Raw genomic sequence first — 17,487 nt, forward strand, 5'->3', positions numbered from 1 at the left:
TTTACATCGAACCGTCACAATAATCCTTGTAACCAAATAAATGATTTTGAGGTGAGATATTTGTCAATTACTTTAAGAAACGTCCGCAAAGATTATGACGCGCAGACAGAGGTCCTGAAAGATATTTCGGTGAAGGTTGAGACTGGCGAGTTCTTCGTCATCGTTGGACCTTCCGGATGTGGTAAGAGTACGTTACTTAGAATGATTGCCGGTTTGACGCCAATCACGGCCGGTGAAGTTAGTATTGATGAAACAGTTGTGAATGATTTACCCCCCAAGGCACGGAAATTAACGATGGTCTTTCAAAACTATGCCTTGTTCCCATTCATGAACGTCTGGGATAACGTCGCCTTTGGTTTGAAGGCCCGTAAAATGGATCAAGCAGATGTGAAACAACGTGTCGATGAGGCACTCAAAATGGTTAACCTAACTGAGCTCGCAAAACGCAAACCTCGTGAATTATCAGGTGGTCAACGCCAACGAGTAGCTTTAGCACGCGCGGTTGCCAGTGATGCAAAGATTTGTTTGATGGATGAGCCTTTGTCCAACTTGGATGCGCAATTAAGAATTAAGATGCGCCAAGAAATCTACGCGCTCCAACGCAAACTTGGTTTGACCTTGGTTTATGTTACTCATGATCAAGTTGAAGCAATGACCATGGCTGACCACATCATGGTTCTTAATGACAAACATGTTCAGCAAATCGGTACCCCAAGTGACATTTACCAAAATCCAGCCAATGACTTTGTGGCCAAGTTCTTCGGAACACCACAAATTAACATTCTAAACGCACACCGTTCGCAAACCGATAACCATGTTTTGAATGTGTCATCTGATTTGGAAATTGCACTGGATGAAGAAGTACCGGCAGAGAATGTCAAAATTGGGATTCGTCCCGACGACATGAAAGTGGAAGCAACTGAGAGTGTTGAAGCAAATGCCACCGTCAAGAATACCGAATTTTTAGGTGATGAAACAATCATCTACGCAACTTTAAACAGTGGAGAAGATATTCACGTTGTTGTGCCGGGTCAAGTCAACTATCGCATTTTCCAGCCAATCAAAGTTTCCGCAGATTCTAATTTGATGTTCTTTGATACAGAAGGCAATCGGATGAATATTTCAAAGGAGGCTTACGTTCATGCTTAAATCTCCAGCACAAAGTACCCCAACAACGCCACTTTCGGTTGAGAAGACTAAGAGCGAAATTGCCGATCAGGAAGCCAAATTTACTTTAAACGCCAAGGATAAGTACTTCGCCTGGGCCTTTCTGGGACCGTCTCTGTTAATCTTAGGGGTTTTCATTTTCTATCCCATGGTTAAGACATTATATCTCAGCTTATTTCTGACAAATACCGTTGGTAAGACAACCGTGTTCGTGGGGCTTTCCAACTACATTAATCTATTAACCTCCGCTGACTATCTTTCCAGCCTGGGTGTCACATTGTTCTATGTATTCGCAGTCACGATTATTACAATTGCACTTGGCCTGGTTCTCGCAAACCTTGCCAGCAAGCGACTGCCTGGAATTGGCATTTTTCGCACACTATTTTCGGCAACTATGGGTGTTTCAGTTTCCGTTGCCGCAATCTTCTGGCTATTCATTTTTAACCCGTCAACTGGGTTCTTATCATTGGCAAGTACATGGCTGCATTTACCACAGATCCCTTGGTTGACTGATCCAACTGCCGCAATGTGGGCAGTGATTGTCACCACCGTGTGGATGAACTTAGGTTTTACTTTCCTGATTCTGCTTGGGGCAATGACCTCTGTTCCCACCACGTTATATGAAGCTGCCAATATCGAAGGAGCTTCATCCAGATTCCAATTCTTCCACATCACCATTCCATCAATCTCCCCAACTTTGTTCTTCGTTTCAATCATTACTTTGATCGAATCGTTCAAGAGCTTTGGCTTGATTGACTTGATGACCAAAGGTGGACCAACCAACGCAACTAACATGTTGGTTTACCGGATTTATAAAGACGCATTTTACAGTGGAAACTACGCACAGGCGAGTGCTGAATCAATTATTTTGACCATTATCATCGCACTGTTTACGCTTCTGCAATTTAAAGTTTTGGAAAAGCGGGTGAACTACTAATGGATATTATTACTAAACCAAAGCTGTCACGTCGAATTTGGGACTATGCTTTACTGACCATCCTAGCCGTCGTCGTTCTAGCACCGTTCCTGATCGGTTTGTGGACCAGCTTTCTACCAACTATGCAAATCGCAAAGGGAAACTTCTTAAGTACTCAGGTTTCCTTCCAAAATTACATTGATGCCTTTACCCAAACGCCAATTCTCAGATATCTGGGAAACAGTTTGGTCATCTCAACGGCAACCATGATTGCCCAATTGATCTTCTGCTCAATGAGTGCCTACGCGTTTGTGTTCCTCAAGTTCAAAGGTCGAAAGTTCCTGTTCGGCTTATTCCTGGCAACGATGATGCTGCCATTTGAAGCTGAAATTATTCCCAATTTCCAGACTGTGAAAGCACTTGGTCTCTTGAATACTTACTCAGTCATGGTCATTCCATTCCTGACATCCGCTTTCGGAGTCTTCATGCTTCGTCAGTCATTCATGCAGATGCCGATCGAATTGAAAGAAGCCGCTGATATTGAAGGCTTGGGCCACTTCCAGTTCTACTGGAAAATGGTTTTGCCATACAACCGAATCCCACTGATGACGCTTGGGGCATACAGCTTCTTAGGTGCCTGGAACCAATATCTGTGGCCAATGCTGACCACCTTCAGTAATGACTTTCGACCTGTTCAAAATGGTCTTCGTCAACTACAATCAGAAGAAACTTTTAACGATTGGGGCATGATCCAAGCTACCGCCGCAATCGTGGTTATTCCAACGTTGATTGTGCTGTTCATCGGCCAACATTACTTCAAATCTGGTGTGAATGAAGGTGCGGTCAAATGATGAAGAAATTTGCTGCCTTTGTGAAAACCTATGCGCTACCAATCTTTGCCGTGTTTGCGATTGTGCTCGGAATTGCCTTTGTCAATGGTTCCAAGAATGCCAGCACTGCTAAGGCCGGCCGAATCCCCGTTGTTTTCTGGAATGAAATGGGTGGCCCTGCCGAAGTTGCGCTTGATAAAATAGTTGATGATTTCAACAAGTCTCAAGACAAATACGAAGTCATTCCCCAATATCAAGGTGCTTATGATGAGGCTGTCCAAAAGATTATTCAAAGCCATGGGACCAGTGCTTCACCGGCACTATTCCAGTCCTTTGATATTTCCACTGCCCAGATGATGCACAGTAAGTACACCACGCCGGTTCAGAAATTTATCGATGAAGACAACTACGATACTAGTGACATTTCACCTGTTGCCCGTTCGTTCTATTCAAACAAAGGGACTCAGTTAGCAATGCCATTCAACACGTCGCAACCCGTGCTTTACTACAATGCATCGTTGTTCAAAAAGTATGGTGTGACCTCGCCATCCAAATCACCAAGTTATAGTGAAGTCACCCGTGCTGCAAAGGAACTCTATGAAAAGTCCCACCACAAGGTTAAGGGAATGACTATAGAGATCTATGGCTGGCTGATGGAAGAAGCTTTGGCTAACGCTCATACTTCTTTGATTAACAATGGTGATGGCCATACCGGCAATCCAACCAAGATTAACTTAAACAACCCAACCACTCAGAAGTTCTTGAAATGGATCAGAACCAATATTAAATCGGGCGATTTTGTCAACTATGGTTCTGGTGCCAGCGCTGAAACCAACGAAATTGCAGCCTTCCTGGCTAACAAGTTGGGAATCTTTGTTCAATCTTCCGCATACATTGGTCAGTTGACCACTGGAACCAAGAACAAACTGGGAATTTCATACTTCCCACATCCAGATGGTGTGAAGGCCAACGGTGTTGGAATTGGTGGTGCTGCTCTTTGGATTTCCAACGATAAACCTGCTAAGACCCAACGTGGTGCCTGGGAGTTTATCAAGTTTACCCAAACCGCTAAGAACCAGGCTGCATGGCAAAAAGCAACCGGATACCTGGCTTTGAACAAGAATTCTCAAAAGACCAAGATCTTAAAAGACTTATACAAGAAGATTCCTTCGGCAAAAGTTCCCGGTGAGCAGTTGGCAAATGCCAAGCCAAACAATACCAATTCAGGTATTTTGATGGAAGGGATGCAGCTGACTCGTGAGTTGGAACAGACTGCGATGGAAACTGTTTACAACGGTGGTAATATCAATTCTGCCTTAAACACTGCCGACACAGCAATGAACGCCAACTTGAAGACGACTAATAAAGCTGACGGCAGGTAGTTTATCGCAATCTTCCATTAAGACTCAGCCTGAATCTTAAAGGGAAGTTGATTGAATTAAAAGAGAGTTACGAATTGAAAGGAAGTTATCCATTTTGACTACCAAAACATTGATTTTTGGGCATCGTGGTTACCCATTCAAGTTTCCAGAAAATTCACTGAAAGGATTCAAGTATGCAATTGATCATGGCATCGATGGTTTGGAATTTGATGTCCATTTGACCAAGGACAACGTTCCTGTGATCATGCACGATGAAAAGATTAACCGCACCACTGATGGCAAAGGATTGATTAACTCGTATACTTTGCACGAGCTTCAACAGTTTCATATGCGGGATGGCGAGACCATTCCGACATTGAAAGAATTGTTGGCATTAGCTGTTCATCGCCCAGTGCATTTGAACTTGGAATTCAAGACCAACAAGATTCATTATCCAAATATTGAACAGATTGTGCTTGATTTAGTAAAGCAATACGATTTGATTTATCCAGTTATCTTCTCTTCATTTAATCTGGATTCACTCAAGATTGCTTACAAGATTGATCCATCACAGCAATACTGTTTATTATCCGATCACGTGATTCAGGATGCTAAGGCATTGATTGTTAAGGATCATTTATCTGGACTTCATTTAAGTCATTATCAACCATTGCCAAATGTTGCTGAACGTATTTGGACGGTGGATGATCCTAAAGACCAGAAGAAATTGTTGGCCGATCATGTCGCTGGCATTATCACCGATAACTTCGAGCAGGCCGTTAGATTGAAGAATAACGCGGTTGCAATGTAACTAAACTCGTATCGAACTAAGGAACTGAATTTTTCAGTTCCTTTTTTTGTCGGGTTTTTGCGATATAAGAGTTGACATTTTAAACCAAGGCGATATAATAGTTAGCATGCTAATCAAGTGAGGAGTCAAAAATATTTCTATCAAAAATCCCTCCCATGTAATTAGCATGCTAATAGAATCTTAACGGAGATGAAAAAATGTTCAAACTACTAAAACAACTTAATAAGCGAGACTATACCATGATCGCAATTAGCACGGTGTTCATCGCCATTCAGGTATGGCTTGAATTGAAAATTCCTGATTATATGACTCAAATTACAAACGCACTGGGAACGCAAGGAAGCACGACAATGGATATCTTAAGTCCAGGCTCAAAGATGCTGGCCCTTTCTATCCTGAGTATGCTGTCGGCAATTGTTGTTGGTTACTTCGCTGCCCAAGTCGCTTCCGGGTTTAGTGCCAGGATTCGAAGCAAGGTATTTAATCGGGTAAGCGACTACTCGACTGAAGATATCAGTCAGTTTTCCATTCCCAGCTTGTTAACACGAACAACGAATGATATTACTCAGATTCAAACGTTTATTGCAATGGGAATGCAAGTGACCATCAAAGCGCCCATTACGGCGGTTTGGGCAATCACAAAGATTGCTAACAAAGGTTGGCAGTGGACAACTGCAACGGGCATTGCGGTGGCAATCCTGATTGTTGTCTTGACGATTATTCTGACGTTGGTTCAGCCACGTTTTAAGAAAGTTCAGAAGTTAACTGATAAATTAAATCAAACCGTTCGTGAAAATTTGAGTGGTTTGCGCGTTGTTCATGCTTTCAACGCTGAAAAATTTCAAAATCAAAAGTTTGATAAGGCTAATAAAAACTTAACGACCACTAACTTATTTGCCAATCGAGTTCTTGCAATGATGAATCCACTGATGACGTTAATTTCCAACGGTCTTACCTTAGCCGTCTACGCCATTGGAGCGGTATTGATTGAAAATGCCACAATGGGGGCCGCACGGTTAACGCTGTTCAGCAATATGATTGTGTTCTCATCATACGCTATGCAGATCATCACAGCTTTCCTGCTGTTATCAATCATTTTTGTCATTTTACCTCGTGTCACCGTCTCAGCTAGTCGGATCAACCAAGTTTTGAGTGTTGAACCCGGTATCCACTATGCAAAGCAGACTCAGCAAACACCAACTTTGACGGGAACGATTGAGTTCAAAGATGTTTCCTTTAAATTTAAAGACGCTGAAGCAAGTGCCATTGACCATTTGTCATTCAAAGCAGAACCCGGACAAACAGTCGCTTTTATCGGCTCAACCGGTAGCGGGAAGAGTACGGTACTCAATTTGTTATCGCGTCAATATGACATTACCAGTGGTCAAATCTTGGTCGATGGCGTTGATATCCGTAATTACTCTCAATCAGACTTGAATAATCGGTTGGGATATATTCCTCAAAAAGCTGTTCTGTTTAGTGGGACGATCCGATCAAATATCGACTTTGGTGAGACTGGCCAGACTAGTCAGATGAATGACCAAAAGATTATCAATGCGTTGAAGACAGCTCAAGCATGGGAGTTTGTTGGTTCAAATGAACAGCAATTGGACGCACCCGTTGCCCAACACGGTGATAACTTCTCTGGTGGACAAAAACAACGCTTAGCAATCGCCCGAGCAATTGCGCGGGATCCAGAGGTCTTGATGTTTGACGACTCATTTTCAGCCTTGGACTACGCAACCGATCGTAAATTGAGAGATGCGCTAAAACAGAATCATCGTCGTACAACCAAACTCATTGTGGCGCAGCGAATTAGTACGATTATGGATGCCGATGAAATTGTGGTTCTTGACAGTGGTAAAGTTGTCGGTCAAGGAACCCATCAACAGTTACTAAAAGATAATCGAGTCTATCAAGAGATTGCATACTCACAGTTATCAAAGGAGGAATTAGCATAATGAAAACACAAACTCATTTAGTTTCGGGAATTAAAAAGTATGGAAGACCCTATATTCCTCAGTTGATTATTGCTGTTTTCCTTGCTGTATTTGGCAGTATAACGACAATTGTAGGGCCTGGCCAACTAAGTAAAATTACCAATTTGGTTTCCAATGGTTTGCGGGGTAGTATTGATGTTGGTCATGTGATGAGAATTGTGATCATTTTAGCGATCATCTATGGTGTTGGCGCATTGATGTCGTATGGTCAGGGGTTCTTGATGGCCAATGTTTCACAATACTTTACCCGTGATTTACGAACCAAGGTTAGTGAAAAGATCAATCGTTTGCCAATTTCATACTATGATAAGCATGATGAAGGCGACACTTTGAGTCGGGTAACCAATGATTTGGATACATTTGGCCAAGCGCTAAATCAGAGCTTGGGAACCCTAATCTCTTCGATTGTTTTAATTGCTGGAACAATTATTATGATGTCATTTACCAACTGGATCTTGAGCATTACTGCTGTTGTATCTGCGTTTATTGGCATCTTATTAACAGTGGTTCTTCTCACACATTCTCAAAAATATTTTAATCAGCAGCAAAATAACCTTGCGTCGGTATCAGGTTATGTTGAGGAAGTTTATTCAGGCCATCAGGTCGTCAAGACATATAACGGTACTGCAAATGCCAAGAAAGAATTTTCTGAACGGAATCAGAAGCTGGCCACCAGCGTCTGGAAGTCTCAGTTCATCTCTGGTATTATGCAGCCACTGATGACATTCATTGGTAATTTTAGCTATGTTGCAGTGAGCGTTATTGGGGCGTTACTGGTACTCAACAACACAATTACAATTGGTGTTGTAGTTGCCTTTATGGTATACGTTAGGATCTTTACACAGCCACTTTCTCAGATTACCCAAGCTTTTTCCAGCCTCCAATCTGCTCGAGCAGCGTTACTTCGGGTCTTCGAGTTTATTGAAGAACCAGAGGATTCAGCTGACCAGAAAGCCGACAGTGAACTGAAAGATGCTAAGGGTCAGATTGATTTTGAACATGTTTCGTTTGGATACAACCATGATCAAACAATTATCAAAGATTTTAACGCCAATATCAAACCTGGCGAAAAGGTGGCCATCGTTGGCCCAACCGGCTCAGGAAAAACAACGTTAATTAGTTTGTTAATGGGTTTCTATCAAATTGACGAAGGTTCAATCAAGATCGACGGCCAGGATATTAACACTGTCACAAAGCAAAGCATTCGTGATCAGTTTGATATGGTTCTCCAAGATGCTTGGCTATTTGAAGACACTGTCATGAACAATCTGAAATATAACCATCCAGAAATTGATAATGATAAGGTGATTGAAGCAGCTAAAGCGGTTGGTATTGATCACTTTATCCGAACATTACCAAATGGATACGATACTGTTCTTGATGATTCTGTGACCTTGTCGGTTGGTCAGAAGCAATTAATGACCATTGCCAGAGCGCTAGTTCGAAACCGGCCAATGCTAATTCTTGATGAAGCCACCAGCTCTGTCGATACTCGAACTGAGGAGCAACTCCAAAAAGCGATGGATGTTTTGACAACCGGACGGACATCGCTTGTGATTGCCCATCGATTATCGACAATCAAGAATGCTGATAAGATTATCGTGCTAAAAGACGGTAAAATTTTAGAGACGGGAAATCATCAGCAACTAATGAATGAAAACGGTTTTTATGCTAACCTTTATAATAGTCAATTTGAAAGCCTAACTTCATAAAGAGGTATGTTAAATGAAAAACGATCAATTAGGACCATTAATTAAAGCTGTTAATACGTTATTTGAACGGGAATTAGATAATCAGCTTTCTGCAGCAAACGATGTTCCATATCTGACTGGGACCCAGGCCAGATTATTGGGTTATTTATTAACTCATGAGGATACAGTCGTCTACCAGAGAGATCTGGAAAATATATTTTATTTGAGTAGACCGACAATTAACGGATTGGTAAAACGACTTAGGGAAAATCATTTCATCACTGTTCTTCCATCGCCGGAAGATAAACGATTTAAACAAGTTCAGTTAACCCAAAAAACTCGAGAACAGATGCAGGCGCACCAAAAGGACTTTGAAACCCTTTTTGCCCAGATTGAAGAACGGATGACACAGGGGATGAGTCAATCCGATGTTCAAAAATTCAGAGAATTATTGGAACTGTCTGTGAGAAACCTGCAAAAGTAACAACTTGAAAGCAATTAACGGTAAAACATTTTAGACTTACTCCTTCTTGGGCAGTCAAGCAATAAAGCTTGATCGCCTAGGAAGGAGTTTTTGGATGGATGAAAAGGGGCCTTTATGCAGTTTATATTTGAATGCAAACGGAGGCTGGAATAAAATTTTAATTTTTATTCCAGCCTCCGTTAATGAAGTTGCATTATGATTGTAACTGTTTAATTGTCTATTTGGTTACGTATAGGCCTTTATAGCCGTTGCTCATTCCAGCAGGATTCCACACAAAACCGCGGATATTTGTTCGCCAGAGTTGGGCGTTGGCTGGTTGATAAAGTGGGATAACACCTTGGTCCTTCATTAAGACCTTCTCGGCGTTTACCAAATCATCATAGCGTTTAACGCGATTGTTGGCATCAGTAGTTTTCGATGCGGCAATATATTTATCATACTTGGCGTTGACCCAGTGACCGTTATTAGTTGGGTTGCTCTTGGTTAACAGATCCAAGAAGTTGATTGGGTCGGCAAAGTCGGCACCCCAAGATGAGATAACCAGGTCAAAGTCACCGCTTGTTGAACGGGACAACTTACTCTTGGTTGGAACATTGTGGATCGTAATGCTTAAACCCGGTAGCTTGTTAAATTGACTCTGAAGATACTGAGTGGTCTTCTTTGATTGATCGGTATCATCACTTAACAGTGACAGGTGAACCTTCTTTTTGCCAACCTGCTTCAGACCTTGAGCCCAGAGCTTCTTTGCTTTGGCTTCATTGTAGGCAACGCCTGATTTTTCATAGGCGTCACTGGCAAAGTCGGCACCGGTTTTCGGATTCTTGAAGAAATTGGTGGAAACAAACCCTTTTGGAGCCGTTGAACCATCACGCAGCACTTGAGTCGCTAATGATTTCTTATTGATAATCTGTGATAAGGCTTGGCGAACTTTGACGTTTTTTAAAGCCTTAACCCGCTTTTGATTCATTTCAAGATAAATGGTGGAGCCACCGACGAATTTCTTGAATTCTGGCCGGTTCTTGTATGAAGGGACCTCTTCACCAGATAGGGTGACAACATCCAGTTTGTTTTGTTGATAAAGGGAAAGTCCGGTACTTGGTGTTTTAACAACTTGGAACTTGAGAGTATCGAGCTTAACGTCTTTTTTGTCCCAATAGTTGGGGTTCTTCTTCATCGTCCAAGTATCGCTGGTTCCGTTCCAGTCGGCCAGTTTAAATGGGCCGTTATAGGAGGTTTTGGCACTGTTTGTTCCATAACTGCTTCCATACTTCTTAACTGCGGATTCCTGTTGTGGGAAGAAAGTTGGGAATGCCAGCAGCAATTTGAAGTATGGTACCGGATGACTTAAATGGACAACCAGAGTGTGCTTGTTAGGCGCTGACACACCAAGTTTGTTGGGTGACATGCGATTCTTCTGGATGGCGTTATAGTTCTTTACACCCTCAAACAAGTATGAATAACCGGCTGCCGTCTTGGGATTCACAACCCGTCGCCATCCGTAAACAAAATCGTTGGCAGTGACCGGTTGACCGTTGTTCCACTTGTCGTCTGTTCGTAGAGTGAATTTGTAAGTCAAGCCATCTTTTGAAACCTGAGTTTTGGTGGCCAAAGCATTTTCAATCTTTGAATTTGGACCGAGTCGATAAATCCCTTCACTAATTTGATAAAGGGGTGTGAGGCTACCGCTGTCGGATGCTTTTGCAGTATCCAAAGTTGAAATTTCGGAATCGGTGCTGATGTTGACCGTCTGATTTTTAGCCATCTGAGTGCTGGATTGTTTGGAAGTGTTATTTCCACATCCAGCCAGCACCAGTATGAGTGCGAGTGCTCCGGTAATTGTTAATAAGTGTTTATTGAATTTCACGATTTACCCCTCTTTTTTGACATAAAAACTGCCAGCACGTTGGTGATTGCTGGTCAGTCGTTGATTAATTTGATGAGTTACTTGGAATTTGTTAGTGTCAAGGTCAATAATATTACCATAAAATGCGGTGGGGTGGCAAATCAGTGGATTGTAGGGGGGTCCCTTAATTAGATACGATCTACTCAAATTCCTCATACGAATTCGGATCCTGTCCATCCACACGGCCATCAGGTTTGCTTAAACCATTGATTGCACTAATTTCGTCACCGGTTAGCTTAAAATCAAAGATATCTTTGTTGGCGCGTTGGTGAACTAAATTGCTCGAGCGCGGAACTGGGATGATACCTCGTTGCGTGTGCCATCTCAATATGATCTGGCCGACGTTTTTGTTGTATTTCTTCGCCAATTCCTGAATCAGTGGTTCCTTCAATGCAGCACTGCCGCGACCCAGTGGGCTCCAAGCCTCGGTCACAATCCCACGTTGCTGGTCTTCTTTGAGCATGCGCTCATTATTCCAATAAGGATGCACCTCAATTTGATTGACTGCAGGTGTGACGCCGGTTTCTTTAATCAAACGGTCTAGATGTTCAGGCTCGAAATTGGAAACACCAATTGAACGAATCAGACCACGCTTTTGAGCATCAATCATTGCTTGAAATGCTTCAACGTAGTGATCACGTTTTGGCAGTGGCCAATGGATAAGGTAGAGGTCAAAATAATCAAGGCCTAAACGGTACAAGGATTCTTGGATGGCCTTGGTTGCTTCATCATATCGATGGTATTTTCCGGGCAGCTTTGAGGTCACAAAAAACTCTGAACGAGGGATGCCTGATCGACGAATTGCTTCGCCGACCATTCCTTCGTTATCGTAGTTGGTGGCAGTATCCAAGCCTCGGTAACCATCTTTAATCGCTGCCATTGTTTGCTGGAGTCCTTGACCGCCGCGAATTTGAAAGGTACCAAATTGAATCGCAGCCATTTTGTAACCATCATTCAAAGTTATTTCAGGAATCGTTTCATTTGCCATTATCATACCTCCATACTGATTTGCCTGACCTTTCTGTTAATTAGTTACGCATAAAAGTCAGTTTATTTTTTTGTTGCTTGATTTTTGTTATCAGAATTATTGTTTGGCTTTGGTTGAACTGGTGTCTTATCGATCTTTTTAACAGTGATGTACCAGCCGACTTGCATCGATTTATTTGGGTTGATGTATTCCACACTAAAATTATAATTTTTTGCGCTTGGGCTTTTTTCGATCAGCATATTTTTTACTTCCAGGGCATCAGCCCGGCTTTCAAACCGGAGATTACTGTTTGTGCTGTATCCGCTATGTTTATTGGGGTCGTTATAAGTCTGGTTAAAAAAATCCAGATATTCTTTGGAGTCGTTCAAGGTATCACGTCCTTCCTTCCTCCATTGTACCCAACCTGGCACCCAATTTCATTGTCCATGGCTAATTAAGTTCAAAACGACGAACATTTCCATAGTATGTCCGAATTTATGTATCATTGAATTGTGTTTCACATGGTAAACCTCTAAAATATATATTATATGACGAGGAGGGGATCGTCTTGGCGAAAAATGGCTTGTTACTTGTGAATTTGGGATCACCGGTATCACCCAGTAATAAAGATGTTAAAGCGTATTTGAAAGAATTCTTGAGTGATCAAAATGTTGTCACGCTGCCGAAATGGTTCTGGCAGCCTATTTTGCGTGGGATGATTTTACCAACGCGGACGTGGCGATCAGCAACTTTTTATCAGCACATGTGGACCAAAGCAGGCTCTCCTTTGACTGCGTACACGGAAATCATGAAGCAAAAAGTCCAACAGGATTTAGCCGATTGGGATGTTCAGTATGCGATGAATTATGGGTCACCTAAAATTGTGGATGTTTTGCACGAGATGAAGGATCGTGGTGACGTTGAGATTGTCGTCCTGCCGCTATTTCCCAATTATACGCAGAGTACCCACGATACGATTATCGAAAAAGTTGAATCATCTGGAGTACCGACACATATCATCAAGAACTTTTATGATGAACCTGTCTACCAGCAAATTTTAGCCAAACAGGTGGATGAAGCTTATCCCAAGAAGAACTATGATGCAGTCATCTTCAGTTATCATGGGATTCCGATGTCGATGATTAAGAAGGGGGATCCGTATGAAGGTGAGTGTCTAGCAACGACCCGAGGCGTGATGAAGTACCTCACCAAGGTACCGAAGGATAAAGTTAAGACGGTATTTCAGTCTAAATTTGGCCCGATGCCCTGGCTGAAACCATACTTGAAGAACTATCTGATGGAACTCGCGGCTATGGGCAAACGAAATGTGTTACTGGTGACTCCGTCATTTGTTGAAGACTGTTTGGAGACAATTGAGGAGAATAATGTTCAGAATTATCAGACCTTCAAGGCAAGCGGAGGCAACGTCTTTGACGCAGTTAAGCCGATGAATGGCAGTGATGAATTTTGCCATTTCCTAGCTGACTTAAGTGTCAAGCAGCTTCAGGGAGGCGACGCCAATGAGCCAGGAAAAAACGCATAAGAGCCTTGATGAAATTAACCAGAGTGTTGAAGCCCCGAGCGTTTATGAAACTTCGTTTGTCCAGAAATTCCTGGCATACAGTGGTCCTGGCGCATTAGTTGCAGTTGGCTATATGGATCCCGGAAATTGGCTGACTTCACTTTCTGGCGGTAGTCAGTACCGTTACACATTGCTTTCAGTGCTGCTGATGTCGATTTTGGTGGCTATGTTCATGCAGACACTGTCAATTAAATTAGGCGTGGTAGCGCGCTTAGATCTTGCCCAGGCTATTGCACAGAAAGTTTCCAAGTCTGGGCGCTACACCCTCTGGTTTATCAACGAACTGGCCATGATGGCAACTGATATGACCGGTGTTGTTGGAACTGCGATAGCGTTGAAACTGCTGTTTGGATTGCCATTAGTCTATGGAATTCTCCTGACGATATTCGATGTTTTGTTAGTGCTATTATTTTTAAGATTTGGAATTAGAAGAATCGAATTTATCGTTTTGACGGCAATCCTGATTGTCGGCGTTATTTTTGGAGTTGAGGTATCCCGGGCAACCCCAAACCTGGTTCAGATTGCTGGTGGATTGATTCCGACACCCAAGATTTTAACCAATCATGAAATGCTGATTATGAGTTTGGGGATTGTTGGGGCAACCATCATGCCGCACAATGTTTATCTCCACTCTTCGTTAGCGCAGAGTCGCCGGTATGATTATCATAATCCGGCTCAGGTTAACGAAGCGCTTCGGTTTGCCAAATGGGATTCCAATGTCCATTTGGTGGCGGCATTTCTGATCAATGCTTTGCTGCTGGTGTTGGGTGGAACTTTGTTCTTCCATGCTGGCGGTCATTTGTCGGCGTTCCAGGATGTTTATGATGGTTTGAAGAACTCGGCGATTGTCGGCAACCTTGCCAGTCCGTTAATGAGTACCTTGTTTGCGTTCGCGTTGCTGATTACAGGGATGATTTCCTCAATTACCAGTACGGTGTCCGGCCAAATTGTCATGGAAGGCTATCTGCACATCCGATTACCACTGTGGGAACGGCGATTGCTCACCCGGTTTGTGACTTTGATTCCAATTTTGGCAATTGGGTTTCTGGTTGGGTTCAATGATCACGACTTTGAACAAATTATTGTGTATGCTCAGATTGCGTTATCGATTGCACTGCCGTTTACGTTATTCCCAATGGTGGCCCTGACCAGCAACCATGATTTGATGGGGGTTCACACCAACCAGCGGTATGTGACAATTGTTGGTTATCTGCTGACATCAATTATTACCATTTTGAATTTGCAGTTTGTGATCGCAGCGTTCTAAATACAGAATTCTAGATACAGCATTTTAAAATTAATAAAGTGGGGGGATTGGACTTGAAGATACTTGGAATTTTAGGCTCACACAGAAGTGACGGTGCAACCGACATGATGTTGGAAACGGTTCTGTCCGCTGTCAAGGCACCGAATACCACCGATATGGTGTACTTGGAGGATTATCCATTTAAGCCGGATCAAGGCAATCATAAAGATCCAGTCTTGGATGAACTTGAACAGAAAATGCTCGATAGCGATGTTTGGGTGATTGCTGCACCGACTTATTGGGGTGGCTTAGCTGGTAAGATGAAAGACTTTTTTGACTGTATGCGCCAACGATTGGTGCGGTTTGACCATGATGGTGGCACTCATCCAGACCGGTTTAAAAATAAGCACTACTTAAGCATTACGGATTGCTTCACTGGGACATTTGAAAACTGGGTGACCGGGGTTACCGATCAAAGTTTCCGAACCATCGACAAAGTGATGTCTGCCGCCGGTGTGATCAAGATTCATGAACTGGTATTGACTAATACATGGGGAATGAAAGAATTACCTGAGAATAAAAAACAGGCCTGCCTCAAATGGGGTGCCCGCCTGAATACTGAACAAAAGAGAGATGATAGTACATTGAAACGATATATTGAATTGTTCTTCATGGTTGCAGTGATGGCCCTGCTGACAATGGGAATTCAAGTCGGTTTGCGATTAGTTTCCACCGCTGATTTTTGGTGGCGATATGCTTCGTTTGTTCTGATCTTCTATGTGTTGTTGGGATGCATTCTTCATTTCTTTACGGTTGTGAAGCATCGACGGCGTTAATTCAAACAATATGGAGTGTGACGAAAGGCGGTTTTGCTTCCGCCGAGTAGGTTAGGCATTTCATGGCCGTCGTAGCATAACCTAGGATAATTTTTTGAGCTGAAAGCTCGGAAAGTTATTCGTAGCTATGCATAGGAAGCAGCCTTTCAAAACACGTTCTAGTTATATAAAAGCACAAAAGGGTTGTTAACAAAACGCTAGTTTTGTACAGCCCTTTTTTGATCAGAGTTTCTGCCTAACTTTATTAAGTTCTTCGGCTAATGCAGGCCGAGATGGGTATTCCGCAATTAAACGGTCAATCCATTTCGCTGCAGTTTCACGACTGCCAAAAGAGGCATAGTTCTTAATTCGTCGCCCCATTCGCCGGTAAGCTTGGCGACCGGGATGTTTTTCGTTGACGACCACATTTTGGTAATACAGTTTATTGACAATGTCTGGATAACTCGCGTAGAGATCCTTACTGTAGGTTTCTGTGAGTTCAGGATGCTGCATGACGACTTTAATGAGTTTGGCAAATTCGCGTTCTTTTGCCAATATAAAGGCATAATTTTCAGGAGTCAGCTTTTTAGCTGCTTGCTCAAGGAACTTGGAATACTGACCCTCCCAAGATCCATCTTGTTCCCGAAGCTTTTTCAGTGGTTCATATGCATCGGGATAGTTAGCAAATAATCGCGTTTCGAGGACGCCTTCTTGCTTCTGCTGCTGGTCGGTGGCATCATAAATCTTGATCAGGTATTGCTCCCAAATTCGTCGCCAACCTTGGTCTTGCTTTGAAGCTTCCAGACACAGTTCCTCAGCTCTGGAATAGTTTTTGTTAATAAGGGAATTTTGAATCTCAACTTCGCGAATTTGTGGAATGTTCTTATTTTCCTCCATAAATTTTTCAGCTTCTGATTTTTGCCCAAGTTGAATCAGTATGCGAGCATGCAGGATCTTATCATAAATTTCGGACTGAACGGTATCATAGCCTTCGTTAGCGGCTTTAATGACAGCTCTGGAAGCAGTTTGCATGGACTTGGCAGACTTGACGGTGACGAGGGGCAACACGTTGTACAGGACCTTATAGCGTTCTTCAGGCCATCCCGAAAAGAGTTTTCGTTTGAAAACGCGAACCACATCTTTAATCACAATTTCTTTTTGTGATTCCAGAATCTCGGGAGCAATGTTGGTGCTTAAGTTTTTCATTGAACCGAAGACTCGGTCAAGCGTATCGGTAAGCGCCCCGGAGCTGCTATCGGCATCACTGAGCATCTTGCCTGCGGCTTCGACGACTAACAGTAGACCGTTCATGGCGTGGTGATAGTGCCCCTGTCTGAATCGCAGCATGTATTTGTTGATGACATCGTCCAACACGTTGCAGACCACAATACAGCCTTGGTAATCAATAAATCCATAAGACTTATTCTTTCGAACGGTGCTTTGGATTAACTTTTTAGTTTGCACTAATTCTGCATCAGTATCCAAGTCACCAAATTGAGCTGTTACGTCTCTGAAAAATGTTGGATCGAATTGTGCCTGATTAATTATGAATTGTCTAAGTCCTTCTGGAGAGGCCTCGTTGACCGCTTTAATGAGTGATTGTTTTTCTTCGGAATTCATAATCGTCTCGCACTCCCCCTTAACAGTATCGGAATAATTTAAATCGATATTACCATAGATTATGCATGGTTGCTACCGCTTTCAGTTACTATGC

15 protein-coding genes are annotated in these 17,487 nt (G+C 42.7%); 11 read left to right on the forward strand and 4 right to left on the reverse strand.

What is annotated here, in order from left to right; all coding sequences use genetic code 11:
• The first annotated feature begins 60 nt into the window (after positions 1-60).
• The 8 genes from FD05_RS00930 (at position 61) to FD05_RS00965 (ending at position 9,260) form a co-directional block, all read left to right on the forward strand.
• Positions 61-1,149 carry an ABC transporter ATP-binding protein gene (locus FD05_RS00930; RefSeq protein ID WP_020281548.1) on the forward strand — a complete coding sequence of 363 codons (1,089 nt, stop codon included), beginning with the start codon at positions 61-63 and terminating at the stop codon, positions 1,147-1,149.
• Positions 1,142-2,104 carry a carbohydrate ABC transporter permease gene (locus FD05_RS00935; protein ID WP_020281549.1) on the forward strand — a complete coding sequence of 321 codons (963 nt, stop codon included), beginning with the start codon at positions 1,142-1,144 and terminating at the stop codon, positions 2,102-2,104. The genes FD05_RS00930 and FD05_RS00935 overlap by 8 nt, the downstream gene beginning before the upstream one ends.
• Positions 2,104-2,934, forward strand: coding sequence for a carbohydrate ABC transporter permease (locus FD05_RS00940; protein ID WP_020281550.1), 831 nt, complete (start codon positions 2,104-2,106; stop codon positions 2,932-2,934). Before FD05_RS00935 ends, FD05_RS00940 begins: the two co-directional genes overlap by 1 nt.
• Positions 2,934-4,295: an ABC transporter substrate-binding protein gene (locus FD05_RS00945; RefSeq protein WP_394804946.1), complete on the forward strand. Its 1,362-nt coding sequence runs from the start codon at positions 2,934-2,936 to the stop codon at positions 4,293-4,295. Before FD05_RS00940 ends, FD05_RS00945 begins: the two co-directional genes overlap by 1 nt.
• 94 nt (positions 4,296-4,389) lie before the next feature.
• Positions 4,390-5,085: a glycerophosphodiester phosphodiesterase family protein gene (locus tag FD05_RS00950; RefSeq protein ID WP_020281552.1), complete on the forward strand. Its 696-nt coding sequence runs from the start codon at positions 4,390-4,392 to the stop codon at positions 5,083-5,085.
• Positions 5,086-5,282: 197 nt separating this feature from the next.
• On the forward strand, positions 5,283-7,046 hold the full coding sequence (locus FD05_RS00955; protein ID WP_039933058.1) for an ABC transporter ATP-binding protein: 1,764 nt from the start codon (positions 5,283-5,285) through the stop codon (positions 7,044-7,046).
• On the forward strand, positions 7,043-8,797 hold the full coding sequence (locus FD05_RS00960; protein WP_394804947.1) for an ABC transporter ATP-binding protein: 1,755 nt from the start codon (positions 7,043-7,045) through the stop codon (positions 8,795-8,797). Before FD05_RS00955 ends, FD05_RS00960 begins: the two co-directional genes overlap by 4 nt.
• Positions 8,798-8,810: 13 nt before the next feature.
• Positions 8,811-9,260, forward strand: a complete 450-nt coding sequence (locus tag FD05_RS00965; RefSeq protein WP_020281555.1) for a MarR family winged helix-turn-helix transcriptional regulator — start codon at positions 8,811-8,813, stop codon at positions 9,258-9,260.
• A 217-nt stretch (positions 9,261-9,477) separates the two neighbouring features.
• Here FD05_RS00965 and FD05_RS00970 read toward each other — a convergent pair whose 3' ends face one another.
• The 3 genes from FD05_RS00970 to FD05_RS00980 all read right to left on the reverse strand — a co-directional run bounded on the left by FD05_RS00970 (position 9,478) and on the right by FD05_RS00980 (position 12,519).
• Positions 9,478-11,124 carry a peptide ABC transporter substrate-binding protein gene (locus tag FD05_RS00970; protein ID WP_051990633.1) on the reverse strand — a complete coding sequence of 549 codons (1,647 nt, stop codon included), beginning with the start codon at positions 11,122-11,124 and terminating at the stop codon, positions 9,478-9,480.
• Positions 11,125-11,302: 178 nt separating this feature from the next.
• Entirely contained in the window at positions 11,303-12,151 is an 849-nt protein-coding gene (locus tag FD05_RS00975) for an aldo/keto reductase (RefSeq protein WP_020281558.1), read from the reverse strand.
• A 62-nt stretch (positions 12,152-12,213) separates the two neighbouring features.
• A complete protein-coding gene (locus tag FD05_RS00980; protein WP_039933060.1) occupies positions 12,214-12,519 on the reverse strand; it encodes a hypothetical protein in 306 nt (101 codons plus the stop codon).
• 179 nt (positions 12,520-12,698) lie between these two features.
• On the opposite strand from FD05_RS00980, the gene hemH reads away from it, so the two are divergent.
• Genes hemH through FD05_RS00995 form a run of 3 tightly spaced genes read left to right on the forward strand, consistent with a single transcriptional unit; the run spans position 12,699 to position 15,794 of the window.
• On the forward strand, positions 12,699-13,673 hold the full coding sequence (hemH, locus tag FD05_RS00985; RefSeq protein WP_020281560.1) for a ferrochelatase: 975 nt from the start codon (positions 12,699-12,701) through the stop codon (positions 13,671-13,673).
• Complete coding sequence (locus tag FD05_RS00990) at positions 13,651-14,979, forward strand: Nramp family divalent metal transporter (RefSeq protein ID WP_020281561.1); 1,329 nt, start codon at positions 13,651-13,653, stop codon at positions 14,977-14,979. Before hemH ends, FD05_RS00990 begins: the two co-directional genes overlap by 23 nt.
• Before the next feature lie 53 nt (positions 14,980-15,032).
• Positions 15,033-15,794, forward strand: a complete 762-nt coding sequence (locus tag FD05_RS00995; RefSeq protein ID WP_039933061.1) for a flavodoxin family protein — start codon at positions 15,033-15,035, stop codon at positions 15,792-15,794.
• 222 nt (positions 15,795-16,016) lie between these two features.
• Here the strand turns inward: FD05_RS00995 and FD05_RS01000 are convergent, their stop codons facing one another.
• Positions 16,017-17,393 (reverse strand): hypothetical protein, encoded by a 1,377-nt coding sequence (locus FD05_RS01000; protein ID WP_020281563.1) that lies wholly within the window; start codon positions 17,391-17,393, stop codon positions 16,017-16,019.
• Between the last annotated feature and the right edge of the window lie 94 nt (positions 17,394-17,487).

Source organism: Lentilactobacillus otakiensis DSM 19908 = JCM 15040, from assembly GCF_001434145.1.
GTDB lineage: Bacteria > Bacillota > Bacilli > Lactobacillales > Lactobacillaceae > Lentilactobacillus > Lentilactobacillus otakiensis.